This is a genomic window from Aquimarina sp. MAR_2010_214 (assembly GCF_002846555.1).
Lineage (GTDB): Bacteria > Bacteroidota > Bacteroidia > Flavobacteriales > Flavobacteriaceae > Aquimarina.
In genome coordinates this window covers 1,493,171-1,506,518 of sequence record NZ_PJMS01000001.1, presented here as the reverse complement: position 1 = coordinate 1,506,518, position 13,348 = coordinate 1,493,171, and the positions used below count along the sequence as shown (strand labels likewise).

The following is a 13,348-nucleotide window of genomic DNA, read 5'->3' as shown; positions in this document are numbered from 1 at the left end:
GTGGTCTTACCACAAATAAAAGATACAACCGTGAGGTTTTCCTCCATATTTTACGAGTTTTTTTTCTGCTTTGCGAAGTATCCTATATTTATACCGTAAATCTTCAATATCTGTAGTACAATTTACTTTTTTAAAGTTTAGCGTATTAAAAAAATCTCGATCCCACTCTGATTGTTTTTTCATATCCTGTCTTTCATGACACATTACAATGCGATTTTGGCTTAAAAATGTTCGATTCTCGGTAACATCTAACACTTTTTCCATAGAAAAGGAGGTTTCTCTTTCGCTCTCAGTATAACGAGTATTAGCACGAATAATTTCAGTAAATGTTGTAAATAATCGTAACGTATCATTTTCTACATAGTAATACTCTAAACTATTATCAAAATTTTGTTTATAGATATGTTTTATCAATTTTAATTGATCATTTTTATAATAATAATGAATATACCCGGAGAAATACTCTGAACAAATATATCTTTTAGTTGATTGTTTAATCAAAGTATCCCTTTCTTTTTTACCAACTTCTTTCAAAAACTCTTCATAAGAAGCGCTTATTTTATCTTGAGAAATCTCTTGACTAAAAGTAAAGGTTAAAACGAAAAATAAAAAAATGCTACTATATAATTTCATACGTTTAAAATTTTCTGTTATCCTAATATTCTATACCATATCCAGATATTTTTTGGCAAATACAACCTCATCCTTTATTTCTGTACCAAACTTTTTGCCACTCTCGCTTTAATATCAAATATGCAGCATATTCTGCTATATCAACACTATCTTCAGAATCCAGACTTCTTATCTTAGCTTCAGAGACATCTACAGCATATAATAAATTAAGATACTCATTAAATGTATTTTGCAATTTCTCAATAAGTAAATACACTATTTCAGAAAACAGATCTTGAGGAGTCTTACTTTTGATATCATAATCAATTCCTGCACGGTTTAGATCTTTTTGTAGCTGAATCAGAAACTGAGGGTACAGATCAGAATTAGAGACCTCCTCCATTAATTGTTTCGCTGTAATAAGATTATATTTATTAGACACTTCGATTCATTAATTGTTCTCCAAACGATTTCAATATTACTTTTTTATCCTCTTCAATAGAAAGATTTTCTAAAACCAAAAATGCTTGATTAGTATATTTCTCAATCTCTAATCGTGTTTTATCTTTTGCTCCTGTAGTCTCAAAAAGGTGTTTTACAGCATCTACTTTTTGAGATGGATCATCAGGGCTAAAAGAAAATAATTCTCTTAATTGTTTTTGCTCATCTTCACTTGCAAACTCTACAGCTTTTAGATACAAAATAGTTTTCTTATTTTCGATTATATCTCCTCCTACTTGTTTACCAAAAGTCTTTGGGTCACCAAAAGCGTCTAAATAATCATCCTGAAGTTGAAATGCTAACCCCAATAATCTTCCAAAATCATAAATCGAAGACCTACAATCTTCTGGAGCATTCGCTACGACAGCTCCCATTCTCATTGCTGCACCAACTAAAACCGCCGTCTTATATTCGATCATTCTGATATATTCGGGAATAGTTACATCATCTCTGGTTTCAAAATCAATATCATATTGTTGCCCTTCACACACTTCTATTGCCGTCTTTGTAAATAGTTTAGCTAACTCTCGAAAAGTATCCCCTTCATAACTTTCAAATAATTGATAGGCATTAATCAACATAGCATCTCCAGAAAGAATTCCTGTATTTACATCCCATTTCTCATGAACGGTTTCTTCTCCTCGTCTAAGGGGAGCATCATCCATGATATCATCATGTATTAATGAAAAGTTATGAAAAACCTCTATTGCTAGTGCCGCATCTAAAGCCTTTTTATATGATTCTCCAAAAATCTCTGAAGTCATTAATACTAAAATCGGTCGCAATCGTTTACCACCAAGATTAAGGATATAAGATATCGGTTCATAGAGGTTCTTAGGCTCTTTAGTTATCGTTTTTTTAGATAGATATTCTAAAAAATACCTCTGATAATCAGAAATCGTGTGCACAGTACTTTTTTATGCTAAAGTAATTGAAACTTTTTAAAAACTAATGTTAATTATAATCTCGTATCCAAAAACATTTTATCAATCGAAATTTGAACGTAATGTTAAAAAAATGTGAAACTCAGGAAACTTTTATTGTTTTTAAAGTTTCCATGTGTACATTTGGCTAAAAATAAGTACCCCTTAATGAAAGACAAAATAATAGAGAAAGCTAATGATATGTTTTTGAATCTGGGTTTTAAGAGTGTCACAATGGATGATCTTGCTACCGAGATGGGAATTTCGAAAAAGACGATTTACACTCATTTTCAAAACAAAACTGAATTGGTAAAAGCTACTACAGATCATTTATTTTGTATTATATCTGATGGAATAGATGCTATTGTAGATAAAAAAAATGGGCCAATTGAAGAATTATATGCAATAAAAGCTTTTGTGATGCATCATCTTAAAAATGAAAAAACCGCTCCACAATATCAACTTCAGAAATACTATCCGAAAATCTATAAAGCTCTTAAAGCTAAACAATTTGAAATAATGCAAGAATGTGTTATTGAAAACCTAGATGGAGGAATTAAAAAAGGTGTTTTTAGAAAAAATATAGACATTCAATTTATTTCAAGGATATATTTCAATGGAATGATTGGAATTAAAGATCAAGAAATGTTTCCAATGCAAAAATTTCCTATAACCCAACTTATGGCAGATTATCTGGAATATCATATTAGAGGCATTGCCACAGAAAAAGGATTAAAAATTTTAAACAATCTACTAATAAAAGAGTAATATTTATGAGAAACGACCTTTGGTTAATCTGTCTGGGTTGGCTATTTACAACCACATTAATAGCTCAACAACCACCAGCAAATTCTTCATACACTTTTACACTGGATGAAGCGATAGAGTTCGCATTAGAAAACAGTTATCAATCTATTAACGCAAGACGCGATGTAGCAAAAGCACTTAAAAGAAAATGGGAAACCACTGCAGATGGTCTTCCACAAATTGATGCATCAGTTGATTATCAAAATCAACTGAAACAACCTGTTTCACTATTACCAGGTGAAGTTACTGGTGGAGACCCTGGAACTTTTGTTCCTGTGGTTTTTGGTACAAAACAACAAGCATCTGCAACGGCAACCCTAAGTCAACTTATTTTTAATGGATCATATCTGGTAGGCTTAGAGGCGGCAAAGAGTTTCTTGCAATACAGTAATGATATTGAAGAAAAAACTCAACTCGAAGTCCGTAAAGGTGTTATTAATGCGTATGGTAGTGTGCTTATTGCTCAGGAAAACGTAAAAATTCTTAAAAATAATGCCTCTACTCTAGAGAAAAACTATTTAGAGACAAAAAAGATTTTTGAAAACGGTCTGGCAGAAGAAGAAGATGTAGAACAACTACAAATCACTTTATTACAGATTACGAATCAGTTTAGTAATGCAGAGCGGTTAGAAAAAATTGCCTTACAGATGTTTAACTTATCTCTAGGAGTACCTGTTGACTCGAATATTGTGCTTTCTGATAATTTGGATGGTCTTGCCTTAAAAAATATGGATGAGTCTGTTATCACCAAACCATTTAATATAGAGAATAATATAGATTACAGACTAGCGTATCTTTTTACTGAACAAACACGTCTAGAGTTAAAACTAGAAAAAAGTAAAGCACTCCCCTCTTTATCTGCTTTTGTTAATTATGGTACACAAGCTAATAGTAATTCTTTTACCTTTTTAGATAGTGATCAACGTTGGTTTCAATCTTCTATTCTAGGTGCTAGTCTGAAGATCCCTATTTTTAGTTCTTTAAAAAGAAGTGCCAGAACACAACAAGCTAGAATAGCTGATGAACAATCAAGAACTGATTTTTTAAGAATCCAAAGAGAGATACAACTTAAGTATGATACTGCCATAAGTGATTACAAATTTTCAATAGAAAGTTATAACACTTCGAAACAGAATCTTACGCTCGCAGAACGAATTGAGAAAAAAAATCAGATTAAATATACAGAAGGTCTTGCCTCCAGTTTTGAATTAAGACAAGCACAATTACAATTATATTCTTCTCAGAATGAAGTATTAAATGCTATGCTTAATATCATTAACAAAAAAGCTGAACTAGAAACGATTTTAAACACACCAAACAATAATTAACCATATTATGAAAAAGATACTTACCATATTATCTATATCACTTCTTATCATTTCATGTGGACAAAATAATGCAAAGTCTATTGATAAAATTATAGAAGACGGTAATCTACAAGCAATACGGACCAAAAGGACCGAGGTAGTCGCTGAACAACAAGCTATTGCTGATCAATTAAAACAATTAGATGAAGCAATAGCAGCTTTGGATTCTGTAAAAAGACTTCCTTTGGTGACTACGATCATGGCAAAAGACACGCTATTTAATCATTATCTGGAGTTACAAGGAAATGTTGAAACCAAAAAGAACATAGTTCTATATCCTGAGATGGGTGGTATTTTAACCAGAGTTTATGTTAAAGAAGGACAAAAAGTATCGAAAGGACAATTGTTAGCCAGAATTGATGATGGTGGATTAGGTCAGCAATTGTCACAAGTAGAGGTGCAGGCACAATTAGCTAAAACAACTTTTGATCGTCAAAAAAGACTTTGGGAACAAAAAATAGGTTCAGAAATTCAATATCTCGAAGCTAAAACAAATTTTGAAGCACAGCAAAACGTAGTAAATCAGATCAAACGTCAATTGGCTAAAACAACAGTAACCGCTCCATTTTCTGGAGTTATAGATGATGTTATTACGGAACAAGGAAGTGTAGTATCTCCTGGACAATCAGCATTGATTCGAATTGTAAACCTAGATGACATGTATATAGAAACCGAAGTGCCAGAACGTTATATCCCAAGTGTTACTATGGGTAAGAATGTAGAAGTATATTTCCCGGTTCTTGGAAAAACAATTAGCACAAAAATTCGTCAAGTAGGAAATTATATTAATCCAAACAATCGTTCTTTTATGGTAGAAGTTGGTATTCCTTCAAATGGAGGAACTGTAAAACCTAACCTTACAGCCAAGGTAAAAATCAATGATTATACTAATGAAAAAGCAATCTTAATACCACAAAGTATTATTTCTGAAAATGCAGAAGGAGATCAATATACTTATGTTACCTCTGGTAAAGATGCTCAAAATATAGCTGAGGCTAGAAGAGTAATTGTAAAAACAGGGAAGACACAAGGAGATCTTATAGAGATTATAGAAGGTATTACTAATGGAGATGCCATTATTAGTGAAGGTGCTAGAAGTGTAAAAGATGGTCAGAAAGTTAAAATTTTAAACTAACAATCTATGGAAGTTAACAAGAAAAAGGTAGATAAGGAATTTAAGTTATCGTCCTGGGCGATAAATAATCCAACTACTATTTATGTAATGATCGGCATATTCTTGGTTTTAGGACTTTCTGCATATTTCTCTATGCCTAGAGAAAATTTTCCTGAAATCAATGAAACCAAAATTTACATTAGTGTTCCTTATCCAGGGAATACGGCAGAAGATATTGAACGTTTAATTGTAGATCCATTAGAGGACAAGTTAAAAAGTGTAAGTAATGTAATAGAGATTCTATCGACTTCGCAAGAAGATTACGCTATTATAACTGTAGAATTTGATGAAAAACTCTCTGTGTCTGCAGCTAAGCAAAAAGTAAAAGACGAAGTAGATTCTGAGACAGCAAATGAAGATTGGCCTACTTTTAATGGCGCTAAAGTAGATCCTAATGTTTTTGATTTGAGTATTTCTGAGGAAACTCCAATAATGAACATTAATATTTCGGGAGACTATACGGTTGGTAAACTAAAAGAATTTGCAGAATATCTTGAAGACGAAATAGGAGATCTTAAAGAAATTAAAAAAGCAGATATTCGTGGTGCTCAGGAAAAAGAAGTGGAAGTTGCTGTAGATATCTACAAAATGATGGCTGCCAAAGTGAGTTTTGATGATGTAATCAATACCATCCGTAATGGGAATATGACTATGTCTGCAGGAAACATGATTGCTAGCGGGCAAAGACGTACAATACGAATTCTGGGAGAAATTGATCGCCCTTCGCAATTAGATGACTTTGTAGTAAAATCTCAGGACGGAGCTGTTTACCTAAGAGATATTGCCGAAGTAAGTTTCAAAGAAGAAGATAAAACTACTTATGCCAGAGAATTTGGTCATAATGTAGTCATGCTAGATGTAAAGAAACGTTCTGGGGAAAATATGATCGAAGCTGTAGAGAAAATAAATGGAATTCTTGACGACGCTAAAGAAAATGTGTTCCCAAAAGATTTGGAGATTACAGTAGCAAATGATCAATCTGAAAAAACTGAAAATCAAGTAAGTGATCTGGTTAACAATATCATTTTTGGTATCATCTTGGTCGTTGGAGTTTTGATGTTCTTTTTAGGCTTTAGAAATGCCCTATTTGTTGGATTTGCAATTCCTTTGACTATGTTTATGTCTTTTATGATACTTTCATTTCTTGGATATACTTTGAACACTATGATTCTTTTTGCATTAATTATGGGGCTAGGTATGCTTGTAGATAATGGTATCGTAGTAGTAGAAAACGTATATCGTTTGATGGAAGAAGAAGGGATGTCTCGAACAGAAGCAGCAAAAAAAGGTATCGGAGAGATTGCATTTCCGATAATCATTTCAACTTTGACTACAGTAGCAGCATTTATTCCTCTGGGAATGTGGCCTGGGGTGATGGGGCAATTCATGGTTTATTTTCCTAAAACTTTATCAGTAGTATTAGGGTCATCATTATTCGTAGCTATATTCATCAACTCCATGCTGGTATCACAATTTATGGAAGTTGGCGAAAAGACATTAACTGTAAAACAATTAATTAAGTTAAGCGCTATACTAGGAGGTACTGGAGTTTTTATATTAATAGTTGGTGGACCTGTTAGAGGAATTGGTAGCGTAATGATTTTTACGGCTATTATGTTTTGGGTCTATAAATATATTTTAAAAAGAGCGGCAAATTTTTTTCAACAAAGGATTCTGGCATGGTTAGAGAATCAATACCAACGTTTTTTAACCTATGCACTAAAAGGATGGAGAGCTTACGGGTTTGTCGTAGGGACTTTTGTTTTACTATTTGTAGTTTTTGCCATGTTTGGTGCATCTATTGGTAGTCAGCGTACCAAAGTCGAGTTCTTTCCTGACAATAAGCCTAATCAAATTGTGGTTTATGTAGAATATCCTCAAGGAACGGATATAGAAAAAACGAATGCCATTACTAAAGAGATTGAGCAACGTGTTTATGCCGTTGTAAATGAGTCAGAATATATAGAAGGAAAAGACCATAATTTTCTTGTAGAATCCGCAGTATCGCAAGTAGGAGCTGGAGCTGGAAATCCTCAGACTGATGGAGGAAGTAATGCCGAAATGCCTCATAAAGCAAAGATTACGGCTACAATGAGAGAGTTTAAATATAGAAAAGGAAAAGATTCTGAAATATTACGTCAAAAAGTACAAGAATCTTTAAAAGGAATTTATCCTGGTGTCGCTATCTCTGTTGAGAAAGATCCTGTAGGTCCTCCTGCCGGGTACCCCATCAATATTGAAATTGAAGGCCCTGATTATGATGAGTTGATTACTATTGCAGAACAGATGCGTAATTTTATTAACGAAAAAAACATCCCCGGTATCGAGGAATTAAAAATTGATGTTAATAAAGGTAAGCCTGCTATGCAAGTAGTTGTTGATCGTGAAAAAGCAGGAGAATTAGGAGTTTCTGCCGGTCAGGTAGGGAATCAACTACGTCGATCGATTTTTGGAGAAAAAGCAGGTATATACAAAAAAGAAGGAGAAGATTATGACATCTATGTTCGATTTAACGAAGATAATCGATATAATACCAGCGCACTCTTTAATCAAAATATCACCTTTAGAGATCCGGCTTCAGGAAAACTAAAAGAAATACCTGTTTCTACCGTAGCTTCACAAAAAAACACTTCTTCATTTAGTGCTGTAAAACATAAAGATACCAAGAGAGTAGTAACGGTATATTCTGGTTTACAGCCAGGATTCACAGATGCAGGAGCAATTGTATCTCAGATTCAAACAGAGATGGCTAGTTTTATAACGTTACCCAGAGAAGTAAAGATTGATTATACAGGTCAGATAGAAGAACAAGGTAAACAGATGGCATTTTTAATGGGAGCATTTTTCTCTGGATTAGGGCTTATTATGTTGATTCTAATATTTCAATTTAGTTCTATTTCTAAACCTACCATTATTATGATTGCTATTTTCTTGAGTTTTATTGGAGTGTTTGGAGGTATATTAGTTACCGGAGCTTCTTTTGTAATTATGATGACAATGATGGGTATTATCTCATTGGCGGGGATTGTTGTAAATAATGGAGTAGTTCTACTCGATTACACACAGTTACTGATCGATCGTAAAAAAGTAGAACATAATGTACTAGAAAAAGAACTTCTACCTAATGATGAAGTAATGAAAATTATTATTAGAGGTGGTAAAGCTCGTTTACGACCGGTACTATTAACAGCAATTACTACTGTATTAGGGTTAATACCGCTAGCTATCGGATTTAATTTAGATTTCTTCTCCTTATTTAGTACCGGAGATCCCAAAATATATCTAGGTGGTGATAATGTAATTTTCTGGGGACCATTAGCCTGGACAGTTATATATGGATTGATTATAGCTACATTCTTAACTTTAATTATTGTGCCCTGCTTATTCTTTATTGTGCACCGGATAAAGGTTAGATTTAGCAAAAAGAAAGTTGCTGCAGTTCCTGTAGTTGCTGCAACAACATAATATTTTATAAAATTGATTACAACAAAAACGTCACGGTATATACCGTGACGTTTTTTGCTTAGTTCCTATACTCCTATTGTGTTATATAAATTATTCTATTATTTAACAATTTTTGAAGTAATACTTAGCTTTACGGGGTCTAATATATCATCAATTCCTTTATTATATTTTATACTAGGGTAGAATACTGCAGTTGTTGTATACGTTCCTTCTGGATAGTCTTTAGAATTCACAGTTACGGATATGTCCCTGCTTTCGCCAGGCAATAATCCTCCTGATGGTAAAATTCTACGAGCTGTAATCACTCGGGTAGGAGTTATAGGGTCTTGATTTTCATATGTAGTAGCCTTCTCATATTCAAGCACATGGTTTCCTTGATTAATCCACTTTGTAACCGTAAATGTTTCTGAGTTACCTTCTGTTGCATCTGGGGTTGTAATAGATTCTGTTTCCATTCTAATAGGATTTTTTACATCTACAATTACAGAAGTTCTCCTAAATTCTTTACCATTCTTATCCTTAACTGTTAACACTACAGTATTAGGGTATTTAAAATTAATACTTTTCCCTTCTGTGGGATATTCTTCTTCTACACTATTCGAATCTGTAGAACTCGAACCTTGATAGTACTCAAGCTTTGCTCCATCATAAGTTACGGTTGGTACAAGATCTGAAAAATCTGTTCCCAGGGGCATAAAAAGATATATTACATCTTTTCCGGTATCTTCAATAGTTCTTGAAATTATAATATCATTTGGCAAGCTTGGATTTTTACTCTTTTCAAACACAAAGCCCGTTATTTTTAAAGTTTCGGGTATAACAGGGTCTTCTTTTACTATACTAACATTATAATGAAGCAGTTCTTCTTTTTCGCCAATGGCAGCACTAATAGTATACACGTTTATCTTTTGATCTTCATAAGACAGCGCAATCTCATTACCAGGAGAAACACTAAATTTACTCAGATTTAGTTCTGCTGATGTTATAGAGGCACTTATATTATCTAAAGAGGTTGTACTGGAGACGGTAATTTTGATTTCTCCATACTTTACTTCCTTATTATCGACAATCTCTGGATCAACAATATCTATTTCTTTGTATTGTATTCCAAATAAAGGGAAATCCTTAAGTTTCCCCTCTTCTATAGTAACCTCAGGTGTTAAAACTGTAGCGTCATCATCACTAGAACTACAACTAATCATAAAAAATACAGAGAAAATAACACTTCCTATATTTGATAATTTTAAAATATGTTTCATTGCTTTTTTTTATATTTATCGAGCAAACTTATACTCCTTTTATATGGTTTCTAAATTAATATGGTGCATTGCTCTCTTTACTTGGTGAATGCACTAAAAAACAGGGTAAAGCTGATTGATTTTTCTAGTATTATGTAGCGATACTAAATGTAATGGTATAACAAGCTCCTGGATTAGAAGCAATATGTATTGATCCATTAATTTGTTGAGTTAGTCCTTGTATGAGCTTCATCCCAAGAGATCGGCTATTTTCAATCTCAAAATCTTCTGGAAAACCAACTCCTGTATCTTTTATGGTAAGGATACATTGGTCTTTATTTCTAGAAGCTTCTATACTAATTTGCCCTCCTTGATTATCTCGAAAAGCATGCTTAATACTATTAGCAATAATCTCATTAATAATTAAGCCACAAGGAACCAGATAGTCCATATCTAAATTAATCTCTTCTATCGTTCCATTTATAGTGATATTTCGTTCAGAAAGGTGATAACTGGTCTTGAAATGAGTTAATAAACCATCTAAATAGGTTTGCAAATTAATTAAGGATAAATCACTAGACTTGTACAGTTTTTCATGAATAATTGCCATCGCTTGTATTTTATTCTGAATCTCTTGTAAAATCTCTGTAGCACTTTTATGCTCGCTAAATTTATGCTGAAGACTTAACAAACTAGATACAATCTGCAAGTTATTTTTCACTCGGTGATGCACTTCTTTTAATAGTATTTCTCGATCTTTCAGGGTCTGAGATATTTTACTATTTTTTTCTGCAAGGATTCTATTAGTTTTTTGTTTGTTTTTGTATGCATACAATAATGTTACCAATACTATTATTAGTGTTACTAACCCTGTTATCAGTACAATTTGCGTGGTTCGATGGTTTTCGTTTTCTAAAACCTTTATCTTATTTTCTTTGGTTAGTATTTCGACTTCTTTTTCTTTGTTTTCTAAGTCAAACTTTGCTTGTATTTCACGAAGTAGCTTATGTTTTTCTTTTGAAAATAGTGAATCTTTAACTGCATTGTATTTTAATAGATATTCATAACTTTTTTTATATTCCTTTTTCTTGCTAGAATATTCATGAAGTGCCTGATATACTCTTGATAGTTGTGGTAAAGCTTTTGTTTCTGTAGCTGCCAACAACGCTTTATCGTAATAAGATATTGCTGTTTTAGTGTTTCCAAGTTTATCGTAGATATCTCCCAATGTTAAATATGCTAATGTAATATCTTCAGAAGATCCTCTTTCAAATCGAATCTGTAATGCCTTTTTAGTATACTCTAAAGCTTCAATAAAATTTTTTTCCTCTATATTTATTTGGGATAGATTATTATATCCCGATATAACGACTTCGGTATAATTTGTTTTTTCAGCAACAACAATAGATTCTTTTAATATATTTTTGGCCTTTTCAAACTCTTTTTGACGCATATACATTTCACCAACAGCACCCAAAATATGAGCTCTAAATTCTTCGTTTCCATTTTTTTTAGATAATGTTAATGCCTTATTATAGTATACTAATCCATTCTCATCATCTTTCAACCTACAAGAATATAAAGAACCTATGTTACCCGTTATTCCCACAACAAAATTCTCTTCTTCTAATGTTTCATAGATCTTAAGTGCTTTTAAATAATAATCCAGTGCCTGGTTATAATCGCCCATTTTTACATAAGTCACCCCAATATTTTGATAACTCTTTGCAATTCCCAATTCATATTCTAACTTTTTTACGACCTCTAGTAATTTTTTATTATAAAACAATGCCTTTTCATGTTCTGATTTAGCATTATAGAAATTCCCCATTCTTAAATAAAAAAAACTGGTATCCTTAGTATAGTCATCCTTCACTAATTCTAATCCTTGCTTAGCATAATCAAGAGCTTTTTCTATTTCTGTCTTACCATATGTACTGACTAATTGTTTATAGATTTCTATTTTTTCTGCTTTAGAGCCTGTCATTAGTTTTTGTTCTAAACTATCAGTTTGTGCAGTAGTTATTGAAATAAAAAAAAAGAGATAACTATACCTCTTAAAAAAATGTACTATTCTCTTCATATTTATAGAATATCCAATCGTTCTAATAATTGACTTTTATACGCTTTGCTTACCGGAATATTTTTATCCCCAATAAAAACAAATCTGTTTTCTATTTTATCAATTTTGTCTAATGCCACCATATATGATCTATGAATTCTCAAGAATTTATCTTGTGGTACTTTCTCATAGAACTCTTTCAAAAACATATTTACTACAATCTTTTTATTTCTAGTGATAATTTGAGTATAATTATCCATGGCTTCTACCCATAAAATTTCATCTATTTTAACACGTATAAGCTGAGATTTATCCTTAATAAATAGAGTATTTGATACTTTATTATTTGACCACGTAGTTCTGGAACTTTTGTTTTCAAGTTGTTTTTTTAAAGCTATTTGAAGCGCAAAAGACAACTCTTTTATATTAAAGGGTTTTAATAAAAACCCAAAAGGTTTGGATTGCAAAGCTTCTTTAAATGTAGCATCATCTCCATTAGCAGTAAGAAAAACAATTGGAATTTCATATTTCGCGTAAATATCTTCTGCTGCTTCAATACCATTTTTATCTCCTGAGATATTAATATCCATGATGACAATATCCGGCATAGTTTCTACACTATATTTCATTGCCTCTTTATAGTTACTTGCAATCCCTACTATAACATAATCTAATTTCTCTAAGCTAGTTTTAATATCTAATGCAATTGAAAACTCATCTTCGACTATTAATACTTTTTTGTTCTTTATCATAAAAAACCTCTTTGCTTTAGGCTACAAAGTATTAAAAAAGTATAAGTTTTGACAAGATTAATAGAACAGATTACAAACAATAAAAATGCACATGTTTTAAATAAATTATTTCTGGCCTTTATTTTTTTATTCACATAAACCTATTTGATTCATACATATTGGCAAAATCAATATGGTTAATGGTATAGTTTATATGGTGAATGAACCTAAAAATGAGGTAAGGGAATTTCTATTACAATAAAACAGTAGCTATAGTCTTAAAATAAAACAAATTTTGTTCAGTCCCGAAAAATGAAACTAGCACACCTTATTTTTGCCTAAAACATTGTAGACATAAGTATATCATACCCTTTATTTATTAAAATTTAAAATATTGATTATTAGAAATTTATATTGCTTAATTGTTAAAATTATCTTAATTTCGCCGTCCCAAATTGCTATTACATA

Annotated in this window: 10 protein-coding genes; 4 read left to right on the top strand and 6 right to left on the bottom strand. The window is 32.0% G+C overall.

Annotation, left to right across the window (positions count from 1 at the left end; all coding sequences use genetic code 11):
• Window positions 1–6: 6 nt before the first annotated feature.
• The 3 genes from ATE84_RS06510 to ATE84_RS06500 all read right to left on the bottom strand — a co-directional run bounded on the left by ATE84_RS06510 (window position 7) and on the right by ATE84_RS06500 (window position 2,021).
• On the bottom strand, window positions 7–633 hold the full coding sequence (locus ATE84_RS06510; protein ID WP_101446875.1) for a hypothetical protein: 627 nt from the start codon (window positions 631–633) through the stop codon (window positions 7–9).
• A 67-nt stretch (window positions 634–700) separates the two neighbouring features.
• Complete coding sequence (locus tag ATE84_RS06505; protein WP_233195756.1) at window positions 701–1,054, bottom strand: hypothetical protein; 354 nt, start codon at window positions 1,052–1,054, stop codon at window positions 701–703.
• Window positions 1,047–2,021: a polyprenyl synthetase family protein gene (locus ATE84_RS06500; protein ID WP_101446873.1), complete on the bottom strand. Its 975-nt coding sequence runs from the start codon at window positions 2,019–2,021 to the stop codon at window positions 1,047–1,049. Before ATE84_RS06500 ends, ATE84_RS06505 begins: the two co-directional genes overlap by 8 nt.
• Window positions 2,022–2,204: 183 nt before the next feature.
• Between ATE84_RS06500 and ATE84_RS06495 the strand changes: the two genes are divergently transcribed.
• From ATE84_RS06495 to ATE84_RS06480, 4 genes are read left to right on the top strand one after another with little or no spacing between them, the layout of a single operon-like run.
• A complete protein-coding gene (locus tag ATE84_RS06495) occupies window positions 2,205–2,804 on the top strand; it encodes a TetR/AcrR family transcriptional regulator (RefSeq protein ID WP_101446871.1) in 600 nt (199 codons plus the stop codon).
• Between the two features lie 5 nt (window positions 2,805–2,809).
• Window positions 2,810–4,171, top strand: a complete 1,362-nt coding sequence (locus ATE84_RS06490; RefSeq protein ID WP_101446869.1) for a TolC family protein — start codon at window positions 2,810–2,812, stop codon at window positions 4,169–4,171.
• 7 nt (window positions 4,172–4,178) lie between these two features.
• Complete coding sequence (locus ATE84_RS06485; RefSeq protein WP_101446867.1) at window positions 4,179–5,345, top strand: efflux RND transporter periplasmic adaptor subunit; 1,167 nt, start codon at window positions 4,179–4,181, stop codon at window positions 5,343–5,345.
• Between the two features lie 6 nt (window positions 5,346–5,351).
• Complete coding sequence (locus tag ATE84_RS06480; protein ID WP_101446865.1) at window positions 5,352–8,849, top strand: efflux RND transporter permease subunit; 3,498 nt, start codon at window positions 5,352–5,354, stop codon at window positions 8,847–8,849.
• A gap of 98 nt (window positions 8,850–8,947) precedes the next feature.
• Here ATE84_RS06480 and ATE84_RS06475 read toward each other — a convergent pair whose 3' ends face one another.
• The 3 genes from ATE84_RS06475 to ATE84_RS06465 form a co-directional block, all read right to left on the bottom strand.
• Window positions 8,948–10,108: a hypothetical protein gene (locus ATE84_RS06475; RefSeq protein ID WP_101446863.1), complete on the bottom strand. Its 1,161-nt coding sequence runs from the start codon at window positions 10,106–10,108 to the stop codon at window positions 8,948–8,950.
• 130 nt (window positions 10,109–10,238) lie between these two features.
• Complete coding sequence (locus ATE84_RS06470) at window positions 10,239–12,170, bottom strand: tetratricopeptide repeat protein (RefSeq protein WP_101446861.1); 1,932 nt, start codon at window positions 12,168–12,170, stop codon at window positions 10,239–10,241.
• A 2-nt stretch (window positions 12,171–12,172) separates the two neighbouring features.
• Window positions 12,173–12,901 carry a LytTR family DNA-binding domain-containing protein gene (locus ATE84_RS06465; protein ID WP_101446859.1) on the bottom strand — a complete coding sequence of 243 codons (729 nt, stop codon included), beginning with the start codon at window positions 12,899–12,901 and terminating at the stop codon, window positions 12,173–12,175.
• Between the last annotated feature and the right edge of the window lie 447 nt (window positions 12,902–13,348).

Excerpts from the sequence above, each read along its gene's own strand:
- ATE84_RS06510 (WP_101446875.1), bottom strand. The coding sequence starts at position 633 with ATGAAATTATATAGTAGCATTTTTTTATTTTTCGTTTTAACCTTTACT.
- ATE84_RS06495 (WP_101446871.1), top strand. The coding sequence starts at position 2,205 with ATGAAAGACAAAATAATAGAGAAAGCTAATGATATGTTTTTGAATCTG.
- ATE84_RS06490 (WP_101446869.1), top strand. The coding sequence starts at position 2,810 with ATGAGAAACGACCTTTGGTTAATCTGTCTGGGTTGGCTATTTACAACC.
- ATE84_RS06485 (WP_101446867.1), top strand. The coding sequence starts at position 4,179 with ATGAAAAAGATACTTACCATATTATCTATATCACTTCTTATCATTTCA.
- ATE84_RS06480 (WP_101446865.1), top strand. The coding sequence starts at position 5,352 with ATGGAAGTTAACAAGAAAAAGGTAGATAAGGAATTTAAGTTATCGTCC.
- ATE84_RS06475 (WP_101446863.1), bottom strand. The coding sequence starts at position 10,108 with ATGAAACATATTTTAAAATTATCAAATATAGGAAGTGTTATTTTCTCT.
- ATE84_RS06470 (WP_101446861.1), bottom strand. The coding sequence starts at position 12,170 with ATGAAGAGAATAGTACATTTTTTTAAGAGGTATAGTTATCTCTTTTTT.
- ATE84_RS06465 (WP_101446859.1), bottom strand. The coding sequence starts at position 12,901 with ATGATAAAGAACAAAAAAGTATTAATAGTCGAAGATGAGTTTTCAATT.